Source organism: Candidatus Pelagibacter sp. Uisw_134_02, assembly GCF_047720265.1.
In the GTDB taxonomy this organism is placed as follows: Bacteria; Pseudomonadota; Alphaproteobacteria; order Pelagibacterales; family Pelagibacteraceae; genus Pelagibacter.
In genome coordinates this window covers 233,474-257,684 of the sequence record NZ_CP159813.1, presented here as the reverse complement: position 1 = coordinate 257,684, position 24,211 = coordinate 233,474, and the positions used below count along the sequence as shown (strand labels likewise).

The 24,211-nt window shown below is 29.7% G+C and carries 23 protein-coding genes; 3 read left to right on the top strand and 20 right to left on the bottom strand.

All coding sequences use genetic code 11. The features are described from left to right. Positions 1 to 68: 68 nt before the first annotated feature. From ABXT56_RS01340 to ABXT56_RS01290, 11 genes are all read right to left on the bottom strand, one after another. Positions 69 to 1,193, bottom strand: coding sequence for an extracellular solute-binding protein (locus ABXT56_RS01340; RefSeq protein WP_415300554.1), 1,125 nt, complete (start codon positions 1,191 to 1,193; stop codon positions 69 to 71). A 122-nt stretch (positions 1,194 to 1,315) separates the two neighbouring features. Then, positions 1,316 to 2,404 carry an ABC transporter ATP-binding protein gene (locus tag ABXT56_RS01335; RefSeq protein WP_415300552.1) on the bottom strand — a complete coding sequence of 363 codons (1,089 nt, stop codon included), beginning with the start codon at positions 2,402 to 2,404 and terminating at the stop codon, positions 1,316 to 1,318. 57 nt (positions 2,405 to 2,461) lie between these two features. Continuing rightward, complete coding sequence (locus ABXT56_RS01330; protein WP_415300551.1) at positions 2,462 to 3,628, bottom strand: M24 family metallopeptidase; 1,167 nt, start codon at positions 3,626 to 3,628, stop codon at positions 2,462 to 2,464. A 3-nt stretch (positions 3,629 to 3,631) separates the two neighbouring features. Continuing rightward, the gene (gene panB, locus ABXT56_RS01325) at positions 3,632 to 4,405 is read right to left on the bottom strand and encodes a 3-methyl-2-oxobutanoate hydroxymethyltransferase (RefSeq protein ID WP_415300549.1); all 774 of its coding nucleotides are present in this window, start codon (positions 4,403 to 4,405) and stop codon (positions 3,632 to 3,634) included. A 42-nt stretch (positions 4,406 to 4,447) separates the two neighbouring features. Beyond that, on the bottom strand, positions 4,448 to 6,013 hold the full coding sequence (gene guaA / locus ABXT56_RS01320; RefSeq protein WP_415300547.1) for a glutamine-hydrolyzing GMP synthase: 1,566 nt from the start codon (positions 6,011 to 6,013) through the stop codon (positions 4,448 to 4,450). After that, complete coding sequence (locus ABXT56_RS01315; RefSeq protein ID WP_415300545.1) at positions 6,003 to 6,440, bottom strand: tetratricopeptide repeat protein; 438 nt, start codon at positions 6,438 to 6,440, stop codon at positions 6,003 to 6,005. Before ABXT56_RS01315 ends, guaA begins: the two co-directional genes overlap by 11 nt. Further along, positions 6,440 to 7,516: an IMP dehydrogenase gene (gene guaB / locus ABXT56_RS01310; RefSeq protein WP_415300543.1), complete on the bottom strand. Its 1,077-nt coding sequence runs from the start codon at positions 7,514 to 7,516 to the stop codon at positions 6,440 to 6,442. The genes ABXT56_RS01315 and guaB overlap by 1 nt, the downstream gene beginning before the upstream one ends. Positions 7,517 to 7,553: 37 nt before the next feature. After that, positions 7,554 to 8,165, bottom strand: coding sequence for an RlmE family RNA methyltransferase (locus ABXT56_RS01305; protein ID WP_415300541.1), 612 nt, complete (start codon positions 8,163 to 8,165; stop codon positions 7,554 to 7,556). Further along, complete coding sequence (locus tag ABXT56_RS01300) at positions 8,166 to 9,077, bottom strand: glycosyltransferase (protein WP_415300539.1); 912 nt, start codon at positions 9,075 to 9,077, stop codon at positions 8,166 to 8,168. Further along, a complete protein-coding gene (gene pssA, locus ABXT56_RS01295; RefSeq protein ID WP_415300537.1) occupies positions 9,078 to 9,881 on the bottom strand; it encodes a CDP-diacylglycerol--serine O-phosphatidyltransferase in 804 nt (267 codons plus the stop codon). 3 nt (positions 9,882 to 9,884) lie between these two features. Next, entirely contained in the window at positions 9,885 to 10,532 is a 648-nt protein-coding gene (locus ABXT56_RS01290) for a phosphatidylserine decarboxylase (protein ID WP_415300535.1), read from the bottom strand. Positions 10,533 to 10,609: 77 nt separating this feature from the next. Between ABXT56_RS01290 and ABXT56_RS01285 the strand changes: the two genes are divergently transcribed. After that, complete coding sequence (locus ABXT56_RS01285; protein ID WP_415300533.1) at positions 10,610 to 11,824, top strand: NADP-dependent isocitrate dehydrogenase; 1,215 nt, start codon at positions 10,610 to 10,612, stop codon at positions 11,822 to 11,824. Here ABXT56_RS01285 and alaS read toward each other — a convergent pair. The 6 genes from alaS to ABXT56_RS01255 form a co-directional block, all read right to left on the bottom strand. Continuing rightward, on the bottom strand, positions 11,817 to 14,486 hold the full coding sequence (gene alaS, locus ABXT56_RS01280) for an alanine--tRNA ligase (RefSeq protein WP_415300532.1): 2,670 nt from the start codon (positions 14,484 to 14,486) through the stop codon (positions 11,817 to 11,819). The genes ABXT56_RS01285 and alaS overlap by 8 nt on opposite strands. A 103-nt stretch (positions 14,487 to 14,589) precedes the next feature. After that, positions 14,590 to 15,738 (bottom strand): recombinase RecA, encoded by a 1,149-nt coding sequence (gene recA, locus ABXT56_RS01275; protein ID WP_415300530.1) that lies wholly within the window; start codon positions 15,736 to 15,738, stop codon positions 14,590 to 14,592. 105 nt (positions 15,739 to 15,843) lie between these two features. Further along, positions 15,844 to 17,142, bottom strand: coding sequence for a TolC family outer membrane protein (locus ABXT56_RS01270; RefSeq protein WP_415300528.1), 1,299 nt, complete (start codon positions 17,140 to 17,142; stop codon positions 15,844 to 15,846). Next, positions 17,142 to 18,068: a uridine kinase gene (locus ABXT56_RS01265; protein ID WP_415300526.1), complete on the bottom strand. Its 927-nt coding sequence runs from the start codon at positions 18,066 to 18,068 to the stop codon at positions 17,142 to 17,144. The genes ABXT56_RS01270 and ABXT56_RS01265 overlap by 1 nt, the downstream gene beginning before the upstream one ends. 6 nt (positions 18,069 to 18,074) lie before the next feature. Next, positions 18,075 to 18,437: a GFA family protein gene (locus tag ABXT56_RS01260; RefSeq protein WP_415300524.1), complete on the bottom strand. Its 363-nt coding sequence runs from the start codon at positions 18,435 to 18,437 to the stop codon at positions 18,075 to 18,077. Continuing rightward, complete coding sequence (locus ABXT56_RS01255) at positions 18,434 to 19,273, bottom strand: heparin lyase I family protein (protein WP_415300522.1); 840 nt, start codon at positions 19,271 to 19,273, stop codon at positions 18,434 to 18,436. The genes ABXT56_RS01260 and ABXT56_RS01255 overlap by 4 nt, the downstream gene beginning before the upstream one ends. A gap of 157 nt (positions 19,274 to 19,430) precedes the next feature. On the opposite strand from ABXT56_RS01255, the gene ABXT56_RS01250 reads away from it, so the two are divergent. Together ABXT56_RS01250 and ABXT56_RS01245 are read left to right on the top strand one after the other, a co-directional pair. Continuing rightward, on the top strand, positions 19,431 to 19,826 hold the full coding sequence (locus tag ABXT56_RS01250; RefSeq protein WP_415300520.1) for a LexA family protein: 396 nt from the start codon (positions 19,431 to 19,433) through the stop codon (positions 19,824 to 19,826). Next, positions 19,804 to 21,084, top strand: coding sequence for a Y-family DNA polymerase (locus ABXT56_RS01245; protein ID WP_415300518.1), 1,281 nt, complete (start codon positions 19,804 to 19,806; stop codon positions 21,082 to 21,084). The genes ABXT56_RS01250 and ABXT56_RS01245 overlap by 23 nt, the downstream gene beginning before the upstream one ends. Here the strand turns inward: ABXT56_RS01245 and ABXT56_RS01240 are convergent. The 3 genes from ABXT56_RS01240 to ABXT56_RS01230 are packed head-to-tail and all read right to left on the bottom strand — an operon-like array spanning position 21,081 to position 24,139. Next, the gene (locus tag ABXT56_RS01240; protein WP_415300516.1) at positions 21,081 to 21,863 is read right to left on the bottom strand and encodes a hypothetical protein; all 783 of its coding nucleotides are present in this window, start codon (positions 21,861 to 21,863) and stop codon (positions 21,081 to 21,083) included. The two genes, ABXT56_RS01245 and ABXT56_RS01240, sit on opposite strands and share 4 nt — an antisense overlap. After that, entirely contained in the window at positions 21,863 to 22,735 is an 873-nt protein-coding gene (locus ABXT56_RS01235) for a glycosyltransferase family 2 protein (RefSeq protein WP_415300514.1), read from the bottom strand. The genes ABXT56_RS01240 and ABXT56_RS01235 overlap by 1 nt, the downstream gene beginning before the upstream one ends. Further along, positions 22,736 to 24,139: a glycosyltransferase family 39 protein gene (locus ABXT56_RS01230; RefSeq protein ID WP_415300512.1), complete on the bottom strand. Its 1,404-nt coding sequence runs from the start codon at positions 24,137 to 24,139 to the stop codon at positions 22,736 to 22,738. It lies immediately after the preceding gene. Between the last annotated feature and the right edge of the window lie 72 nt (positions 24,140 to 24,211).

Genomic DNA, 24,211 nt, shown 5'->3' with positions numbered 1-24,211 from the left:
AAAAAAAGGGCGGTTATTGTGTAACCGCCCTAGTATTTTATAATAAAAACTTAATCTATAATACTAAATTATAGTGCAGCTTTCATTGCTTCCCATTTTTCGCCGATTTCATCTTGGTTATCAGCCCAAAAATTAGGATTCATAAGCATGTAGTTTTTAGTGTTGGCAGGTGCTGTTGGCATATGTGGTACCATGTTAGTCTTACCATCTTTAAACCAAGGCTCTCCAGCTTCCATAACAGCTATTGAAGATTTTCTCCAAGGAGCGTAAGCAATATACTTAGCACTTCCTGCTAGACCTTCAGAACTTGTCATTTCTCTAAGAACTTTCATAGCTTTACCGTTAGCATCGTTAGGTCCACCTTTAACCATAGCAAAGTATTCATAGTCTAGAATTTGACCATCCCATACTTGCGTTATTGGAGTTCCTTCCATTTGCGCGTTAAAGAATCTACCATTCCAACCAGTAGCCATAACAACTTCACCATTAGCTAGTAGTTCTGGCGGCTGAGCTCCAGCATTCCAGAATACACATCCACCTTTTGGATCAGTACAAAGTTTTTTGATTGCTGCAATTGCTGCATCTACTCCACCATCTTTCTCAAGAGCTTCCCAAACTTTACCGTTACCTTTTTTTGGTTTCACTTTTAAAGCACCAACAGTTGCAAGTTCTATGTTAGACATTGCACCTTTGTAGATTGCTCTTTTTCCAGGAAACTTTTTAGTATTAAAAAAGTCTTTGGCAGTTTTAGGTTTTTTACTTCCTATTGTGTCATTGTTGTAAGCAAAGTTCCAAGAGTACAAGATATTTCCAACTGCACATTTAGAAGGCATGCCAGTAAAGAAGTCTTCAGAAGCTTTTGTTCCATCCGGAGCAGGAGCAAAGTCTTTGTCGAAATCGAATTCAACAAAAATACCTTCGTCACAACCAATGATAGTGTCTTTTGCATATACGTCGATAATATCCCACGTAATTGCGCCAGCTTCTTTTTGAGCTTTAATTTCAGATAATCCACCTGTGTAGTCTACCCAATTAACAGGTATTCCAAGTTTTTTAGCAGTAGGATCACCGTATCCTAACTTCTGACTTTCAGTGTAAGCACCACCCCAAGACACTACAGTAACTGCAAATGCTGAAGTTGTGATAGAAAGCACAAAAGATAGAGCAAGTAATAATTTACTTAATTTTTTCATTTATTCTCCTATTTAACGTTAACGTTTATTATTTTATAAAGTGAAAGTAAAACAACATCGGTTCCATGAGTCAACAGTCAATTATGGCTAATTTGCCTTTATTTTTTGGAAAATTTTAAAATTTATTTAGGATCTAAAGCTCTGCTGTCTTTTGTGTTCCAGCCAACACTAATTTCATTACCTAATTTAATATCTAAATTAGATTTACTATTGGGAATTTTTAAGATGAATTGATCATTGCCTAATAGATTAATTCTAACTCTTGTATGGTCACCATGATAAATAATTTCTTCTATTTTACCTTTATGATTATTATCCATTTTGTCTTTTGGATTAATTAAAGCTCGTTCAGGTCTTAATGATACAGTTGTTTTTTCTCCTTTAGCTTTAACCGAAATTGGATTTGCTAAAATTTCAGTACCATTAACTAATTTAACTTTACAGGTATCACCTGAGATATCACTAACAGTTCCACCAAATGTATTGTTCTCTCCAATGAACTCAGCAACAAAAGAATTAACTGGTTTCTCATAAAGTTCATCAGGGCTTGATAATTGTTGAACTTTTCCATCATTAAAAACTGCAATACGACTTGACATTGTTAGTGCCTCAGTTTGATCGTGAGTAACATACACAACTGTTACACCAATGCTTTCATGAATATGTTTAATTTCATACTGCATGCTTTCTCTTAAATTTTTATCTAGAGCTCCAAGTGGTTCATCCATAAGTACTACTTGTGGATCAAAAACTAATGATCTTGCCACAGCAACTCGTTGTTGTTGCCCACCAGATAATTGCATGGGCATTCTTGCTTCAAAACCTTGAAGAGACACCATAGATAATGCTTTATCAATTTTTTTATCTGCTTCATCTTTTGGAATTTTTCTAACTCTTAATGGAAAAGCTAAGTTTTCATATACTGTCATATGAGGGAACAAAGCATAGTTTTGGAAAACCATACCAATACCTCTTTTATGAGGTGGAATATTTGAAATCGCATTTCCATCTAAATAAATTTCACCATGCGTAGGTGTTTCAAATCCTGCTAACATCATTAAACATGTTGTCTTACCAGATCCAGAGGGGCCCAACATAGTTACAAACTCACCTTCGGCAATATCTAATTGTAAACCTTTAACAACTAAAACTTTCCCATCGTAACTCTTATCTACATTATCAAATTTAACAAATTCTTTATTTTTAGACATAATTTATTTAAGATTTAAAACATTTGTAGCGTTTTTTTTCAAGTTTTTTTATTTCAACTATTTAATGTGTAAATCTTTTGAGAAATCACAGAATAATTCGCACCCTTTGTCAGTTATTCTGATTGCTTCCGAAGCTTCTACGCCCCAATCTCCAAATTGCATAACTGCTATCATGTGAAAAGTAACATTTGGTTCTAAAATTGTCATATCTCCTTTCGATATATTCAAAGTGTGTTCACCCCAGTCTGGCGGATAACCAATTCCTATTGAATAGCCGGTTCTTGATGTTTTTTCTATTTTATATTTATCTAGTATTTTCCAAAAAGCTTGTGCAACATCATCTGCTGTATTTCCTGGTTTTGCAGCATCAATACCAGCCTGTAATGCCTCATTTGTTTTGCTCATAGTATCAATTTTTAATTGGTCAGGCTTTCCAAGCAAAACTGTTCTGGCCATTGGACAATGATATCTTTGGTATGTACCCGAAAGCTCAATTATTGTTGCTTCCCCCTCAACAAATTTATCTTGAGTGGCTGTTAAATGAGATGCTGAAGTACCTTTCCCTGTTGGTAATAGAGTTGCTATACTAGAGTATTCTCCACCAAACTCTGGAGTTCCATAAAATAAAGTTTTTTGAATTTCACCAACGGCGTCACATTGTCTTACACCAGGATTTATTGCTTCAATTGCTGTTTTCATTCCTTTTTCAGAAATAAGTGCTGCTATTTTCATAAGTTCTATTTCAGAATCAGATTTTATGACTCGTGCCCAATTGACTAATCTTTCAGAGTCTTTAAGTTTTGCGTTTGGTAATCCTTGTTTTATTTTCTCATAACAATAGGCAGTAAAATAATGACTATCCATTTCTAAACCTATTGTAAGTTTATCCCATTTTTTTTCTTTAATAATATCCACAAGGTTATCATAAGGGTGAAGTGGCCATGTGTGGATATATTTTTCGTCATAAACTAAAATATTTTCATTTTTTAAATATGTTTTTATATAAGCACCACCTGCGTCTTGTTTTCTAACCCAACACAATGGTTCTTCAGCATTAACATGAACTACTACTGCTTGTGCATAATAAAATGACCAAGCATCATAACCAGTAAGATAATTCATGTTGGCTGTATCATGAGTGATCAATAATTCAATGCCTTTAACTTGCATAGAATTTTGTACCTTCTTTAATCTAGTTTTAAATTCTTCTTTGCTAAAATTCATATTTTAAAAACTATTAACTTTTTTAGGAAACTTCTTATTTTTAACTTCATTTTTATATTTAACTATAGCAGTGTTTATTTCTTTTGTAATATTTGCAAATCTCTTAACAAACCTAACTTTTATTGGATTTAATCCAATTAAATCATCAGTAACTAAAACTTGTCCATCACAATGAATTGAAGCACCAATCCCAATAGTTGGAATACGTATGTTTTTTGTAATTTCTTTTGCCAATGAACTTTCTACACATTCTAATACAATAGAAAACACACCTAGTTCCTCTAAAACTTTAGCGTCTTTTAATAGATTATTTCTCTCAGATAATTTTTTTCCCTTTGCTTTAAAACTTTTAGCAGACTGAGGAAGAACGCCCAAATGACCCATTACCGGAATTTTATTTTTAACCAATACTTTAATCATATGGTAAATCTTTTTTCCTCCTTCTAACTTAACAGCATCACATTTTGTTTTTTGAATAATTTTTTTTGCATTTTTTAAAGCTTCGTTACTATTTCTATAAGTGTTATGTGGCATATCAACAACCATGAGGCTTTTTTTTACTCCCTTTCTTACACTTTTAGAATGTTCAATCATCATATCAATCGTTACACTTTTTGTGGATTTATAGTTATACAAAACGGACCCTAAAAAGTCTCCAACTAAAACAATATCACTATGATTGTCTATAATTTTTGCAATATTTTTAGAGTAGGCAGTTAAACAAACAATCTTTGATCTATTTTTCTTATTAAGAATTTTTAAAAATTTGCTTTCCATTAATACATCCTTATTTTTAAATTCTCATTCTACAATAAATACTTACTCTAATTCAATAGTACTAGGTGGTTTTGAGGTGACATCATAAACTACTCTATTAATACCTCTAATATTATTAATAATTTGGTTAGAAACTGATTGCATAAAACCCTTGGGGAAATTAAAGAAGTCAGCTGTCATGCCGTCTTCAGATGTAATTGCTCTAAGTAAACAGATGTGCTCATAGGTACGATTATCCCCCATAACACCTACTGTCTTTACTGGTAGTAAAGCTGCATAAGCTTGCCAAATTTTATGATACAATCCACACTCTTTTAAAGCATTAATAAAATAAAAATCTGCCTCTTTCAAAATTTTAATTTTTTCACTAGTTATGACACCTGGCATTCTTATTGCTAAACCAGGTCCTGGAAATGGGTGTCTAGATATTATATCTTTTGATAAATTAAGTTCTAATCCTAATTTTCTTACTTCATCTTTAAATAAAAATTTAAGAGGTTCTACCAGTTCCAATTTCATTCTTTTTGGTAAACCACCTACGTTGTGGTGTGATTTTATTTTTGAGGTTTGACTGCCAGTTACTGATTTACTTTCAATTAAATCTGGGTATAAAGTCCCTTGTGCAAGAAATCTAACATTTTTAATTTTTTTCGCATACCTTTCAAATATTTTTATAAATAAGTTTCCGATTATTTTTCGTTTTTTTTCAGGGTCAGATATGTTGGTTAGACTTTTAATAAATTCTTTTTCTGCATTCACATAGATTAAGTCTATCTTTAATTTTTTTTTAAATGTATTAACCACTTGTGTTTCTTCATTTTTTCTTAACAGGCCATTGTTTACAAATATACACTTTAAGTTTTTACCAATTGCTTTACTTAATAATTGTGCCACCACACTGCTATCAACTCCACCAGAGAGACCACAAATAACTTTATTATCACCAACTTGTTTTTTAATTTCTTTAATTAGTTTTATTTTTTGATCCTTAGGAGACCAATTTCTTTTAATTTTGCATATTTGAAAAATAAAATTACGTAATAAAATTTTACCTTTTTTTGTATGTGTTACTTCAGGGTGAAATTGAACACCATAAAAATTATCTCTAGAATTTTCAATTATAGTTAATTTAGAATTCTTTGTAGAAGCAATAATTTTAAAATTTTTTGGCATTTTTGATACTTGATCTGCATGACTCATCCAAACATTACTTATATTTTTTTTATTAAAAAAATTTTTTGTTAAAACACTATTAGAAACTTTTTTGATAGTCGCAAGTCCAAACTCTCTATGTTTTGATTTTTTAACTCTTCCACCTAATTCTTTTGATAATATCTGATGTCCAAAACATATCCCTAATATAGGTAAACCATATTTTAAAATATTCTTATCAAAATTAAATTTATCATTTTCATAAACATTAAGGGGACCACCAGAAAGAATTATACCACTTATATTTTGTTTAATAATATTGTTAATGTTTATTTTTTTATGGCTAATAATTTCTGTAAAAACCCCAAATTCTCTTATTCTTCTTGCAATTAGCTGGGTAAATTGTGAACCAAAATCTATTATTAAAATTTTGCTTAAATTATTACTAAGACTCATTTTTAGGTTCTAAATTCTTTAAGGATTCCAAAATCAAAATTTTTTTATTACATAACTTGTTACAAATTTTAGTAAAATTTTCTACTAATTCTTTAACTTTTGAATAATTAGATTTCTTAAGTTCTATATTTATTAATAAGTAATTTGCTTCTTCATTTTTTGGATCTAATAAAATAACTGTCTTAACATTTTTTTCTTCTTCTCTCTTGTTCTCTTCTAATTTATAAATTTTTGCTAAATATAAATATGATTTATGATCTTTAGGATTAAAAACTATATTTCTTTGAAATAAAAATTTAGATTCTTCATATTTTTTTTCATTATATTTTACTTTAGCTTCTTCAAAAAAATTATTCTCAGCTATTACAGAATTTACTAGATTTAAAGCTATAAAAAAAATTGAGATTAATTTAATTATTTTTAACATTAATATTTATTATCATTTTTAATTTCATCAACATTATGAACCATACTCTCATAAAAACCTGCTTTGGTAATTTTTACAAAATTAGGTTTAATTTTAAGATTATGAACTTGTTTTGCACCCAAGTATCCCATGGATGATTTTAGACCACCAATTAATTTATAAATTATTTTTTTAACATCTCCTTTATATTTTGCAAAACCCTCTACTCCTTCAGGAACATATTTAGATACATCTTTTTGTTTTGTTTGAAAATATCTGTCGGCTGATCCTTTGTTCATCGCTCCAACAGATCCCATGCCTCTAAAACTTTTAAATAGTTTACCATTTTTTTTTATTAATTTACCAGGCGTTTCTGTACTACCAGCAAATAGTGAGCCAATCATTACAGCATCTGCTCCTGCTGATAGTGCTTTAGCAATATCACCTGAATATTTAATTCCACCATCTGAAATAATTTTTGTTTTATTATTTTTTATACCTTTTTTGACTTCCAGTATTGCACTAAGTTGAGGCACACCAATTCCAGCTACAAGTCTAGTTGTGCAAATTGATCCAGGTCCAATCCCGACCTTAACAATATCTACTCCTAATTTTATTAAAAATTTTGCTGCATCAGCTGTTGCTATATTTCCAGCACATAATGTTGTTCTTTTGGTTCTATTTATTCTTATTTCTTTTATTATTTCTGCAACTTTTTTGCTGTGTCCATGTGCTGTATCTACTACAATTAAATCTACTTTTTCTTTTAAAATTGCTTTAGCTCTTTTAAGTTCTGATGGGCCAGCTCCAACAGCCGCACCAACTAGTAATTTTAATTTTTTTACTTTTTTAATTTCTTCAATTTGTTTTTCGATATTTAAGTTTCTATGTATGACACCTATCCCACCTGCTTTAGCTATAGCTATAGCCATTTTACTTTCAGTGACTGTATCCATTGCTGATGATAATAAAGGAATTTTTAAAGTTAAGTTCGAAGATAGTTTAGTAGCAGTACTTACTTCAGAAGGTAAAACTTCAGAGTATTTTGGTGCCATTGTAACATCATCAAAGGTTAGTGCTTCTTTTATAGGATCCATAATCTTTTATATATGATTCCTTTTGAAAAAAAAGTCTCTATCTTAAGTTTTTACAAATAATAAAACTTTCTTTAGATTCTTTTCTGCTAGATTTAGGTTTAAAAACCTTAACTTCTTTAAATATTTTTTTTCCTAAAGCTACAATTTCATTGAAAGATGAGCCTAAAAAAATTTTAGAGACAAAACGTCCTTTTTTAACCAATATATCTCTAGAGAAATTCATTGCTTCCATTGCTAACTCACCAGTATAAATTGCATCTATATCTTTTATACCTGTTGTATTAACTGCCATGTCAGACACAACTACATCAACTTTTGAATTAAAAAAACTTTTTATTTTTTTTTGAGAATCTATCTCAGTAAAATCACTTTTTATTTGAACTGTGTTATCAATCTTTTCCATATCTTTTAAATCAATTGACACTAACCTTCCACTCTTTACAGTTCTTGATATATATTGAGACCAACTTCCTGGAGATGCACCGAGATCAATAACTGATATTCCATTTTTAAATATTTTAAATTTTTCATCAATTTCTTTTAATTTATAAGCTGATCTTGCTCTATAACCATCTACTTGAGACTGTCTAACGTAAATATCTCTTTTTTGTTTATTAATCCAATTTTTAGATATTTTATTCTTTTTCAATTAACGACCAAATCTTAAACTTTTAAATAAAACTTCTTTTTTAATAGATTGAATCCTAATTTTGACTTCTTTATTCAATCTCATATCTTTATCACCATCCCATAATCCAGCAGCTAAGTGCATAATTCCTATTTTATAATTTGGTAAGTATGGTTCAACAAAAGTATCTTTAATTTCATCAAATTTTGGTAGTAGGTTACTAGCAATCCAATTACAATTTAACGGTAAAAATTCTGTTTCTAATTCATCTATGTATACTGACATATTTATGGCTAGACCTTCTGATCCAAAAATATTTCCACTTTTTAAAGTCTGTTCGAGATTTTTCTGCCATGATAACCAACCTGGAGAATTTTTTTCCAAAGAGAAAACACCAATATTTATATGCGGCGCGAAAGCTAGTTTTCTTGCTTTGTTTATTCCTATTTTTGATTTTACTGCATGTTTAAAATTTTGAGATTTAATTATTGCTAGTTTTCCAAATAACCAATTCACTTTTGACATTATCTTGTATCCAGGTCCCAATGTTTGAGTGATCCCTAATTTACCATCTTCACAGGCTTTATAATATAGCTCTACAGAATCCCAATTGTTGACCCATGCATCACAATCGATCCATAAATATTTTTCATAATTAGGAAAATATTTGGGTAAAAAAGCTCTTGAAACTTGACTCTTTAACCATTCACGCCCTTTAACTTTAAATTCTGGAACATCAATGTCCCACTCTGCTGATTTAATCTCATCAACTTTTTTTGACAATATATTTTTTTGCTGCTCAGACAACCCAGCATCTAAAATACAAATTGCTGTATCTTTGCTTTTCTCAAAACTCTTAATAGAGTCAACTAATTCATTTAGCAATTCAAAATAATTTGAATCAGCAAGAGATACTATTACATTTTTTCTCATCTAGAGTATATCTTCAGGGTCTTCGTTATCATTATTTTCACCATCTAAAGTTTTTTGCTTATTAATCTTTTTATAATTGTAATATCCAATGGGTATTAAGCAAATATAAATTAATCCACAAACTAATAAAACTTTAAAAGTATATATTAATAAAAGTCCAAAAAATAATACAATTCCAAATAATGCAAAAATTGTCATACGGCGTGGAATTGAAATTTTTTTAAATGCGAATGTTGGAATCTTGCTAATCAAAAAAAATGAAATTAAAATAAAAAATGTTGGTACTACAACGTCATAATTTACTTTAACTATATTTATTTCACTCAAACTTAATATTAATGGCATTAATATTAATATACCACCAGCCGGTGAGGGTATGCCTTCAAAAAATTCATCTCTCCATGAAGGTTCTGAGCTTGAGCTCACATTAAATCTTGCAAGTCTTAAAGCAACACAAACAACATAAATCATTGTAAGCAACCATCCAAATTTTCCAAAATTATTAAGTGACCAAAAATACATTATAAAAGCAGGGGCCACACCAAAGCTAATTAAATCTGCTAAAGAATCTAATTCTTTTCCGACTAATGAGGTTCCTTTTAACATTCTTGCGACTCTACCATCTAATGCATCAAATATTGCAGCAAAAATTATAGCAATAATGGATAATTCAAATTTTTGATCTAGTGCAAATTTAATTGAACTTAATCCAATACAAATATTAATTAGTGTTAATGCATTAGGTAAAAGCATCCTTGTTTTTTTATCTGATACAATTTTAAAATTATTTTTTGGTTGTTCCATGAGCTACCTTTTAGCTAATAGTGTTTCACCAGCAATTGTTTTTTGCCCTACTTTTACTAAAGTTTTATAATTTTCAAAATATACATCTGCTCTACTCCCGAATCTAATCATTCCAATTCTTTCACCTTGATGTAGCTGTTGATCTTTGGTGGACTCACAAACAATTCTTCTGGCAATTAAACCTGCAATTTGAACAACAATTATGTCTTCGCCATGATTATTCAATATTTTGTAATAATTTCTCTCATTGTGTTCACTGGCCTTATCTAATGATGCATTTAAAAATTTTCCTGGTTTATAAAGTATTTCTGAAATTTTACCTTCGCATGGTGTTCTATTAACATGACAATCAAAAACATTCATAAAAATACTTATCTTAGTAAATTTTTTATCTTCTAGGCCTAGCTCTATCGGTCCATCTACTTCATGCACCATTAAAACTTCACCATCAGCTGGACTTGTTAAATAATTGTCATCATTTATTGAAATTCGTTCAGGATCTCTAAAAAAATAATAGACCCATATAGATAGTACAAAACCAATCACTCCTAAAAAGATACTTATGAAATACAAAAAAAATGTTGAAAGAATAGCTATTGCTAAAAATTTATAACCTTCTGTATGAATTTTTGGAAAAATTTTCTCTAACATAAGCTTCTATTTGATAATTTTTTATTAATATGTATATAAAGCACTAAATTACAATTACTAATATATATTATTCATTTATGGCTAAAATAAAGGTTAAAAATTCGATTGTAGAACTAGATGGTGACGAAATGACAAGAGTCATATGGGAATTCATTAAAGGAAAGCTGATTTTACCTTATTTAGATTTAGACATTAAATACTATGATCTTGGTATGAGTAGCCGAGATAATACAGGCGATCAAATAACAATAGACTCGGCTAAAGCTATCAAAGAGCACAATGTAGGCATTAAATGTGCAACTATCACTCCAGACGAAGCACGTGTTCAAGAATTTAAATTAAAAAAAATGTGGAGGTCGCCAAATGGAACTATTAGAAATATTCTTGGAGGAACAGTATTTAGAGAGCCTATAATTTGTAAAAATATTCCAAAACTTGTTCCCACTTGGACCGATCCTTTGATTATTGGAAGACATGCCTTTGGTGATCAATATCGAGCAACAGATTTTAAAGTACCTGGAAAAGGAATAATGGAAGTTAAATGGACATCAGAAGATGGTAGTAATGAGATTAAATATGAAGTCTTTAATTTTCCTGGACCTGGGATTGCCTTATCAATGTATAATCTAGATAAATCCATAGAAGATTTTGCAAGATCTTGTTTTAATTACGGTATAATTAAAAAATGGCCTGTTTATCTTTCTACCAAAAACACTATTTTAAAAACTTATGATGGTAGGTTCAAAGATATATTCCAACAAATATTTGACAATGAATTTAAAACAGATTTTGAAAAGCTTAATATTACGTATGAGCATAGATTAATCGATGACATGGTTGCCTGTGCTATGAAATGGAGCGGCAAGTATATATGGGCGTGCAAAAATTATGATGGTGATGTTCAATCAGATACCGTAGCTCAAGGTTATGGATCATTAGGTTTAATGACAAGTGTTCTTCTTGCTCCTGATGGAAAAACTATGGAAGCTGAAGCAGCCCATGGAACTGTAACTAGACATTATAGGATGCATCAACAAGGTAAAGAAACTTCTACTAACCCTATTGCTTCAATTTTTGCTTGGACTAGAGGTTTAGCTCACAGGGGTAAATTAGATGGTAATGAAAACTTAATTAAATTTGCAACGACACTTGAGAAAGTTTGTATAGATTGTGTTGAAAATGGATCTATGACAAAAGACTTAGCAATTTTAATTGGCCCTTCTAGCAATTATTTAACTACCAATCAATTTTTAGATGAATTAGATGGTAGTCTTAAAAAAAAACTTAACTAATCAATTTTTTAATATTTTCAAAGGACTCCTGAATTTTATTAGGTAATGTTCCACCAGCTTGTGCAAAGTCAGCCCTTCCTCCTCCACCTTTTCCACCTATAACTTCTGAACCTGCTCTAACAATCTTTACAGCATCAAACTTACTTATTAATGTTTTAGTGACACCTACAGCTAATCCAACTTTATTATCATTGATCGCATAAATTATTATTAATCCTTCACCAATTTCCTTTTTTCCCTCATCAATTAATCTACGCAAATCTTTAAATGGTAAATCTGAAATATTTTGAAACCTTACTTTAATTCCATTAATAATTTGATCGTTAATTTTATTTTTTGCTTTATCACTTAAGATTGAGCCAACAGAAAGTTGGTTATATTGTTTATTAAGTTCTTTTATTAATACTGCCTGGTCCTTATTTTTAAGATTAGGCTTTCCACCTAATTGAATAATTTTTGATATTAGGTCTTTTAAAGTTGTTTCATTCTTTTGGCTAGACAAATTGGATTGGTTTTCTTTATCTTTTAAAAAATCTTCTAATTGTCTATCTCTTAATGCTTCAACTCTCCTTACACCAGCAGCAATAGAGGATTGACTAATTATTTTAAATTTTCCAATATCCGATGTATTTAAAACGTGTGTTCCTCCACATAACTCTGTTGAAAAAAATTGACCATCTTCATCACCCATGGACAAAACTCTTACCTCATCACCATATTTTTCTCCAAATAAAGCTAAGGCACCATTCTCAACCGCCTTTTTGGGTGTCATTATTCTTGTTTTTACCTCAGATTTTTTTTCAATTATTAAGTTCACATAAAATTCAATTTTTGTAATTTCTTCTTCTGAGATAGGTTTCATATGACTAAAGTCAAACCTTAATCGATCAGATTCAACTAATGATCCTTTTTGAGTTACATGTTTTCCTAAAACTCTTCTTAACGACTCGTGTAATAAATGAGTAGCAGAATGATAAGCTCTAATATTATTTCTTCTTTCAATATCTATTTTTAGTTCGACACTATCATTTAGTTCGATTGACCCTTTTTTAACTTTTCCATAATGTACAAATAAATCTCCTAATTTTTTTTGAACATCAGATACTTCAAATTCAAAATTTTCATTAGAAATTGTTCCTGTATCAGCTACCTGTCCTCCAGATTCTCCATAAAAAGGAGTTTGATTTGTAATTATTATTCCTTCATCAGTTTCTTGAAGATTTTGAGCCTCTTTATTTTTTTTAAGGATTAAGGTTATTACACCTTGAGCTTTATCTGTGGCATAACCTAAAAAATCAGTTGCTCCTAAACGATTTTTTATATCGAACCATATTTGATCAACCGAGCTATCACCTGATCCTTTCCAATTTTTTTTTGCAAGCTCTTTACTTTCTTTCATCAAAAAATCGAATTTATTACCATCAATAGTTAATGATTTATTTTTTAAAATATCTTGAGTTAAATCCAATGGGAAACCATAAGTATCGTAAAGTTTGAAAGCAACTTCACCTGGTAATACTTTTTTTACTTTTTCTAGTTCCTCGTTTAAAATTTTTATTCCTCTATCTAGTAAAACTAAAAATTTTTCCTCTTCTGTTTTTAAAGTTTCTTTTATTAAGGACTGTGCTCTTTCTAATTCTGGATAATTATAGGACATTTCCTCTAATAAAGTTTTAAAAATATCATAGAAAATTGGTTTCTTAGATCCCAATAAATGAGAATGTCTCATTCCGCGTCTCATAATTCTTCTAAGTACATAACCCCTACCTTCATTTGATGGCAAAACTCCTTCTGCTAATAAAAATGAACTTGCACGCAAATGATCAGCTATTACTCTAAAGCTAGATTGATTAGCTTCATTTACTTTAATATTTAATGTATCTGAGGCTGATTGAATCAATTTTTTAAAATGATCGGTTTCATAGTTATCATGTGTTCCTTGCAATAATGCCACTACTCTTTCAAGACCCATACCCGTATCAACAGAAGGTTTTGGTAGATTTATTCTTTTAACTTTTGAGATTTGTTCGTATTGCATAAATACTAAATTCCATATCTCAATGAATCGGTTGCCGTCTTCATTTTTTGTACCAGGTAATCCACCTTCCAAATGATCTCCATGATCATAAAAAATTTCAGAGCACGGGCCACAAGGTCCTGTGTCACCCATAGACCAAAAATTATCAGATGTTGCTATTTTGATTATTCTATCATCGCTAAAACCAGCTATTTTCTTCCAATAATTAAAAGCTTTTTCATCATCATGATAAACTGTTACATAAAGTCGGTTTTTGTCAATTCCAAATTCTTTAGTTATTAAATTCCACGCATAGGTAATTGCCTCTTCTTTGAAATAATCTCCAAATGAGAAGTTTCCAAGCATTTCAAAAAAAGTATGGTGTCTTGGTGTATAGCCTACATTTTCAAGATCATTGTGCTTACCTCCTGCACGTACACACTTTTGTGAAGTAGTAGCTCTAGCATAATCTCTTTTTTCCAGTCCAGTAAATACATTTTTAAACTGGACCATACCAGAATTTGCGAACATTAATGTTGGATCATTATTTGGAACTAAATTACTAGACTCAACTATTTTATGATCATTTTTTTTAAAATAATTTAAAAATGTATCTCTTATTTCATTTAAAGATTTGTCAGCCATATTTTTAAAATACAGCTTTTTTATTTGATGTCTATATAAGTGTAAGGGAAAAAAGGCGCTTAAATTAAGCGCCTTTTAATAATTAAAGATGACTTTACTTTAACTAATTCTTTTTTGGTGGTGTAATTTCTTCTTCAGTTTCCACCTTAGGGTCTTCTATTTGATCTTTTGCAGCTTTTTCTGGATCAAGTGGATTTCCCTCAATTTTTTTTGCTATTACTCCAGCTTTTTCTCTTATTGCCATTTCAATTTCTGCAGCAATTTTAGAGTTTTCTTCTAGGAATATTTTAGCATTTTCTCTGCCCTGTCCAATTTTTTCACCTTTGTATGCATACCATGCACCAGATTTTTCAACTATTCCGGCTTTTGCTCCAAGGTCAACTAGCTCACCAACTTTACTAATTCCTTTTCCATACATAAGGTCAAATTCTACAACTTTAAATGGAGGTGCTACTTTATTTTTAACTACCTTAACCCGTGTTGAGTTACCGATAATCTCATCACCATTTTTAATTGCACCAATTCTCCTAATATCCATTCTTACAGATGAATAAAACTTAAGTGCATTTCCACCTGAAGTAGTTTCTGGACTTCCAAACATTACTCCAATTTTCATTCTAATTTGGTTAATGAAAATCATCATAGTATTTGTGCTCGAGATTGAACCTGTTAACTTTCTTAAAGCTTGACTCATTAATCTTGATTGAAGTCCTACATGGTGATCTCCCATTTCCCCTTCAATTTCTGCTCTAGGAGTTAATGCGGCAACAGAATCAACAACAATTACAGAAATGGAACCTGATTTAACCAATGTATCAGCTATTTCTAATGCTTGTTCACCAGTATCTGGTTGTGAAATTAATAATTCTTCAGTATCCACACCAAGTTTTTTTGCATACACTGGGTCTAAAGCATGTTCTGCGTCTATAAATGCACATATTCCACCAGCTTTTTGAGCTTCTGCTACTACTTGTAAAGCTAAGGTTGTTTTTCCAGATGACTCTGGTCCATAAACTTCAACTACTCTTCCCTTAGGTAGTCCACCTATTCCAAGAGCCACATCTAAACTTAATGATCCTGTTGACACTGACTCAACATCCATAGCTCTTCTTTGGCCAAGTTTCATTACAGAGCCTTTTCCAAAGTTGTCAGTAATTTGTGCTATTGCAGCATCTAATGCTTTATTTTTTTCGCCACCTTCTGCTTGTTGTGCTTTTGTAGTTTTTACCACTTTTAAGTTGTTTTTAGTCATTTTATGCCTTTTTTATTAAATAATTAGTGTTCGAATCGTGTATTAAATGTACACATTTTGTTCTTATTTGCAATAGTTAAATTTTTTATTAAAAAAATGCCTAAATTACTGAAGTTTTAGATAATTACTGTTTAGGAGACCTACCGACTGGAGTAAACTAAACTTTGAGAGTAAATAATTTCTTTTAGAGTTTGCAAGGCTTATTTTTGAATTTAACAAAATTGAGTTTGATTGAATAACATCCAGCGTTGATCTTCCAATGCCAGATTCATATTCGACTGTAATTCCTTCATTTGCAATTTCTGCAGCTTTTACTTGTAACTCAACAGAATTTAATAAACTTTTTGAAGACTGTAAGTTTGACCATGCACTTGCAACATTAGTTTGGTTTGTTTTTATAGCATTATCAAGCAATAATTTATTTCTATTTTTTAAATTTTTACTTCTATTTAAAGAAGCAGTATTTTTACCACCACTAAAAATTGGCCAAGAAATTGTTGCTTTTAATATCTCTTTATCTCTTTCATTAATTGTCGAACTTGTGTCATCTGTTCTTGAGCTATTGAAAGATAAGGTTGCAGAAGGAGAAAGTTCTGATCTTGCAATTGTTACATCTTTCTCTGATTGTTCGTATTCAAGTTTAGATATAATTAAGTTTGGATTATTTATCTTTGAAATATCAATTGCTTTATCTAAATCCTGTGGAATTTCAAAATTTAAGTCTAAATTTTCATCTAAACTATTAAGATTATTAATTGGACCTATTATTTTCTCATAAAATAATTTAGCTGTAACAACTTCATTTCTTGCTTGAATGAATTTTGCTTGAGAGCCAGCAAGTGATGACTCAGACTGTGCCAAATCTGCAAAAGTAATTTGACCTCTCTCTAATCTTGCTTGGTCTGCTTCTACTTGTCTTTCCAATAAATTAAAATTGTATTGATTGATCTTAAATTTTTCATTTGCAAATATTAATCCTGAGTAAGCTTCTACAGCTTTATATAAAATCTCTTGTTCTACTTTTAAAAGTCTTGCATCAGCTAAATTTATTCCGATTTTGCTTTTTTCTATGCCAGCTACACCCGCAAATCCCTGAAATATTTTTTGCTCTATAACTATTGATTCACTTTCAGGATCAACATCTGTGAAAGTAGAGTTTGTTCCGCTTCTATCAGTTAGTTTTTCTGTATTTTCTTGGCTCTTGGTAGCTGAAAGAGTGATAGTTGGTAAAAATTTACTTTTTGATATATTAAAATCTTCTTTTGAAACTTGAATATTTTCTCTTTCTGCATTTAATTCTGGATTATTAATATAAGCTTGAAGTAATGCTTCTGATAATGAAGCTGCAAAAACTTTTTGACTAACCAAAATTAAAGTTAATAATGTTAATAATACTTTTTTCATTATTTTTTAAATTTTATAGTTTGAATTTGATGATTACTATTTAAATTCATAATTATAGATGAAATTTTTATAGCATCTTCAAACATTTGTTGAGTTATTCTTTGATAGGTTTGCATAAAATTTATTACTTCTCCATTACTCATAATCTTTAAGTTCTTTTTATTCTTTGTTTGTACCCAAAGCTTCCTCTCTTGTTTTAGTCTCCACTTTTTTAATAAATTGAAATTTTTTGCTTTTAAATACAACAATCCATCTAATTGTTTAAATAATACCTTATATTTTTTTTTCAATTGATTATTAACATAAGTTCTCCATTTGGTGTCTTTGTCATAAACTTTCTCTAGTAGATTAATTGATTTTTTTAGCTGTTTACTTGTTTGGGCTCTTGCACCAACACACCAGCCTTCAAAAATTATTAGGTCAGGTTTAGATTTAAGTTTATACCATAAACTCTTATTATAGCGGTCGTCAATTGACTTATTAAACTTTGGAACTGTTAGGTTTTTAAAGCTCTTTGACTTAACTTTTTTAAAAAATTTTAACATTAAATCTACGTCATGAGTTCCTGGAACTCCTCTTGTCATTAATAAAGGGTGCTTATTTTTAGATAATAATTTTCTATCTTTTCTTGTCTTATAAAAATCATCAATTGAAACTTTAAAAACTTTTAATTTAAAATACTTTTGTAAAATTAAAGTTAAAATTGATGAGATAGTAGTTTTACCTGAGCCCTGACCTCCTGCCAAACCTATCATAAGAGGTTTTTTCTTATTAGCTCTCTTTGCTATCCAAAAACTTACTGGAATTAAAAAAGATTTAATCATCTTGTCTTTATTTCTAAATTTGTCTCTCTTTGTTTCTTGAGATGTAATAAATTTAAGACAGTCTTTTTTTACTTTAATAAAACAATTGTTAACTTGATGCATAAAAAATTATTTATTATCAAGAGGATGATTTTGACCATCATTTACAGCAATATCTTTTAAATCAAAAGTATTTATTTCATCAATACAGCCTAGATTAAATCCTGTCATTGCAGGATTGATCCTTGGATTGTGATGTGTGTAAATTCCACACATAGAACAAAAATAATGTTTAGCAACTTTTGAATGAAACTGATAAAGTTTTAATTTATCTTCACCTTTTACAATTTTAAAATCTTCATTTTTTACCATCGACATAATTGCTCCTTTTCTTTTACAAATAGAACAATTACATTTAATTACTTTAGCTAAATCTCCATCTATATTTATTTCTGCTTCTACAGCTTTGCAGTGGCAAGTAAGTTTTTTCACTTATTTTTTATCCTTTCCTCTTTTTTTGGTTTTCTTAAAACAATACTATCTAAGTAAACTCTTTGATCTGGTAAACTTTCCCAATCAGAATTCCAATAATTTATAGTCCTATGTCTATATATACCCATTTTAATATACCCACCAGTACATGTGTCTGCCAAAGTTTTTATGTTTTTTAAATCTGCAATAATCTTATTATTTTTATATATTATTGCTCTACCTGTTTCATCTAATTTCCATAAAATATGAAATTTTAAATGCGTCCATTTTCCCTTCAAGTCCTCAATTTTTCCTATAACAACTGGTTCAGATGAATAAGCTGCTTTACTTACCCAGCTATAAACATTTTCTCCTTTATATTTAAAATCTTGTGCCCAAAAATGACAACAACTGTGACAACCTTTTGCTTTGTTATCGGTATGCATTTGACCAATAATTGCTACTGCCCCTTTTTCTAAACTTTTATAACTTTCATCAAAGTAAACTGCATACTCGTAAATATATTCTTTATTTTTTAATCTTAAATCACCAAGATGTATTTCTTGTCTACTTCTGTTGCCTTTGCCATCACATTGAATTTGTGTTGTTTGAGCCTTTCCCTTTCCGCAACCTGCGTCTTCCCTATTAACTGTAACTTGAATACTTGTTTTTCCCTCATAAACTGGAAACCCATCACTTTTTTTAACAGTTTTTATCCTATTAGTTTTTTTATAAGACATTGAAAGAAACTGTTCTTTATATCCTTTGATATCTCTAAATTTTGTTTTGTGTTGATCAGCGTAAGTTAGGTTAGAAAAAAAAAGTATTGTAAATATAATTAAGGAAAAAAAATTCATTGTTTTTAACCTATCCCTGGTTGAAGTTATCCACAAGAGCACAAAATATAGTTTGGATGTTCACCTTTTGATTCACCTTTGATTCAGTTACAGACTCAAAATACAATCTCTTGCGTGTATTGTATAACTGGTCTATAAATAAGAACAAAACAAGAACATGAAACTAACTATTCCCTTTTATCTTCATAAAGCAGGTGCTGGCTTTCCGTCTCCAGCAACAGATTACATTGAAGAAGATGTAGATCTTAATGTTCATCTAATCAAAAATGTTCCTGCCACCTTCATCATTAGAGTCCAGGGAAAATCAATGACTGATGTTGGTATTTATGATGGTGACTTATTGGTTATTGATAGAAGTTTAAAGCCTAAAAATTTTTCAACCGTTGTTGCAAATGTTCATGACGAGTTAGTTGTTAAAAGTTTTGTTAAATCTAAAGATGGTCAATTTTTAACATCTGGTTCAAAAAATATTGAAGATAAAATAATCATTGGTGATGAGTCTGAAGTATTCATTTGGGGGGTTGTGACTTATGTTATCCATTCAACGTACTAAAAAAATAGCATTAGTAGATTGTAATTCATTTTATGTTTCTTGTGAAAGGTTATTTAATCCTAAAATTAGAAATAAACCTGTGGTCGTTTTATCCAATAATGATGGCTGTATAATTTCAAGATCAACTGAAGCAAAAGCCCTTGGTATAAAAATGGGAGAGCCTTACTTTAAAGCTAAAGATATAATGCTTAAAAATAAAGTTTATGTATTTTCTTCAAACTATTCTTTATATGGAGATTTATCTAGAAGAGTAATGAGAACTCTAAAAAGATTTAACCCTGAATTAGAAATATATTCTATTGATGAAGCTTTTTTAGATTTAAGTAATTATCCTGACGATGAAGTTGAGGATGTTGGAAAAGAAATTAGAAGCATTGTTTTACAGTGGACAGGGATACCTACAAGCATTGGTATTGCAAAAACAAAAACACTAAGCAAGATTGCAAATCATATAGCGAAGAAAAAGCAATCTGGTGTAACCAACTTAATAGGAATTGAAAATATTGATCCACTATTAGAAAAAATAGATATTAATGATGTATGGGGGGTTGGTAAGCAGATGACAAAATTTTATCACCAAAATGGAATTTACAATGCTAAACAATTAAAGAACATGTCAAACACTTGGATTAAAAAAAGTTCCAATGTTTTAAGTTCTAGAACTGCATTGGAGCTTAGAAGTATTCCCTGTATTCCATTAGAAACCAAAACTTCAAAAAGAAAAAGTTGTGTGGTATCAAGATCATTTGGTACTAGAGTTGAAAAATTTCAAGAACTTCAAGAAGCAGTTGCAAGTTACTGTTTAAATGCTTCAGAAAAAATTAGGTCAGAGTCGTTAATTGCAAAATCAATTACTGTGTCTGTTAGAACAAGTCCTTTCCAAAATAGAGGAGTTTATTATTCTAATGCTAAAACTATAGATTTTCCAATTGCCACAAATAACAGTATTGAAATAGTTAAAACTGCTTTGAGTGCATTAAATGAAATCTTTATAAATGGATACAGATATCAAAAGGCAGGGATAACTTTAACTGGCTTAGTTAGCTCAGATGGTAGCAAAAACTTATTCTCATCAGAAAAAGATGAGAAAATTAAAGGTTTAATGAGATCTATTGATAGTACAAATTACAGATATGGCCGATCAACATTAAGTTTGGCTAGTGCTGGGGTCAACAAAAAGTGGAATATGAGAAGAGACCACTCCTCAAAGATAGATACGGCTGACTTTCATTCGTTACCAATAATAAAGGCTATTTAGTCAAATATTGCTTTTACATCACCAAATGCTGATGATGTAACTTCTATTACTTTTTTTTCATTAATTGGAACTGGAAATCCATATGCACCAGTTAATATCAAATCACCTTTTTTCAAAATATTATTAAGCTTAGCCTGTTCCTTAACTAACCAAACTACTTCGGATAACATATCATGAGGCCACTCTTTATCAAACCAGGCATCTACTATTTCTTTATCATAAATAAGTTTTAGGTCGGTAGACTGATTATTTTTAGGAAATTTATTTTCAGGCCCTAAAATAACCCCAGCATGAATAGCGTTGTTTGCAAGAAGTTCTGCTCCATAAGGAGCACCTCCATAAAAAACTAAATTATGAATCTCTATTAGGGGGTAAATAGATTCAATAGATTCTAATATGTATTCAAAAGAAATAAGTTCGGGTTTTAAATCACGATTTAATATAATTCCAAATTCTGCCTCCATTGCAGGGTTTGAATAATCTTTTTTATTTAATGATACTCCACTAGTATGTAATTCCTTTTGCCAAAGTGTTCCCCAAGCAGGTTGAGTAAAACCCATTTTCTTTTGAGTTTCTTTCAAAACACATCCTATCTTATAACCAATAGTTTCCTCTCCCCTTTTTTTTCTTAATTTAGAAACAGTTGACTGAATAAGTAAGGCTTCAGTATTATTTATCTGTATTTTATTCTTAAATATCTTTCCAGGATCTTTTAAATCATAGTCTTCTAAAATTTTTTGTGCAAGGAGGTCTATATCTTTTTGATTTAACAAAGACATTACTTAAGTGTATCTATTTTTTCAATATTATCTAAAGAGTTATTAAATTCTGCTACATTTTCTCTTCTAGACAATATGATCACAAAAATCATCATCATGATAACTCCGATGACAGGTATTAATGTAATAATTGATATTCTTCCTATAACTAAAAATAAGTAGGCGATTAAGAATAATATAGATCTAACTAATAAAGTTGATTTAAAAACTGCAATAATTGAAAGAGAGTGTTTTAATAAATTAATAAAACTCATTTTTGATGGTCCAAAATAACGTGTACCCCTCTCAGATGGAACAGATTTTTTATCTTTGATTATTTTTGCTAATGATCCTGAAAAACTACTCCATGTTGCAGATTCATTAACCATTTCATTAACCACAGACTTAGGGAGACATGTGTAATTACCATATTTGATTGTTTGTCCTGTAAAAATTAGAGTCAAATACTTATGAGCTGAATAACAAAACTTAAATATGAATCCTTCAGATCTTTTTACTCTTTCAGCTGTAATAACTGTATCCGGATATTCTTTAATCTTTTCAATTAACAAACTAAGTTCTTCTGGTCTATCCTCTCCATCACCATCCATTGGAATTACATAATCAAATTGTTCTTTTTCATTAATGTGTTTTAGCCCGGTGGCATTACATCTTGCGTGCCCCCTATTTTCTTTCATATTTAGGACTTGAATTGATTTAAGATTACCTAAATTAGTTGAAAACTCTGGTCTGTTTTCAGTGGATGCATCGTTGACTATTACCACTGAAAACTCAGCATCTAACTTTAAAACTTCTGAGTTAATATTCTCCAATAACTTAAAAACTGACTGCCAGTCATTATAAATAGGAATTAATATTTTAATTTTATTCATTTATTTTAGGTTTCTGTACATCACAAAGCAATGTTCAATGTCATAAGCAACAAATTTTATTGATTTTAAAATAGGTTCAAAAGATGCATTACAATTGACCTTGGGATGGTTTACCAAAATAAATCCACCTTTTAAACTCAAAGTATTTTTTGATGTATCATACCATTTTGGTCTTGATTTTAAGTGGTATACTAAATTACCTCCTAACCACTCATCTCCAACTATAGATACAATATTTGTATCTGTATAATCTTTCCATTCAGATTCCACTATAAATGCTACAGTAGCACCGTTGTAGTCAGTTCTCTTATCCGTTTCATTAATTGAAATGTATGCATAAGCAAAAGGCGAAAAAATAAATAAAATTAAAAACGCTGAGATAAATCTATTTAATTTTTTAAGATTTATTTGTGCTTGAAACACATAGACAATTAAAACACCAAAGAATAAATAAAATGGTGTCATCCACATTGTTCTTATTTTAGATCCAGTTAATATTGAAGTTAAAAACATTAAGCCTATTGGAACTAAATTAATAAATATCAAGAATAATAATTTTTTATCCTTTAAAGAAATTTTAAATTTAAATTTTTGAACTAAGAGGAATGACATAATAAAAAATGGAATTAATATTCCAGTTTGTTTACCTAAAAATATTAATGGATAAATTATATGATCTAGTAAACTTGAGTTCTCTAATCCAGTTCTGGCTAATCCGTAGGTAATAGTTATATAATCATTATTAGTTAACCAAATTAGATGTGGAACTAGTAAAACAATAAAAACTTCTACAGAAATTAGATATTTAAAATCAAATTTTTTATATTTCTTTATAAAAATAATATAAAAAAATAATAGATCAATTGTAATTAAAAGATAAATAAAAAGATATTTTGATAAAAATCCTATTGCTGAAAATACTCCCAGCCAAAAACAATCTTTAAAAGTTACTTCTTGCTTGTCAAATAGTTTCCAAGAATAATAAACACACAAAGCCCAGAAAGGTAACTGGCAAACATTTACATTAAATTCTGGAGTGGTAAAATTATAAAAATAAATACCTTCTAATAAAAGTACAGAAATTAAGCTCAAAGTTTTGTTTTTAAGTAATCCCTCTGCAAATTTAAATACAACAACAAAAGCAATGACTACAAATATTTGACTTAAAAAATAATAAGCCCAATCTTGTGATCCAAATATTTGATAAAAAATTTCAGTAAAAAAAGCACTTACTGGTGGATGTTTATTAAAACCCCAATCAAAATTACTTCCCCAAGCTAAAGCTTCAATTGTATCAAGTGGTAAATTATTATTTGTTAATGATGGTATTAAAGTCCATAAAATTAAATGAGCCGTAATAAAAATGTAAAATAAATTTTGTATATTTTTTTTATTAGGTGACATTTGATAGAATTTATATGAATTAAGCTTACTTGACACCTATTTATTGCTGAATATACTTCGGCCACAAAATTT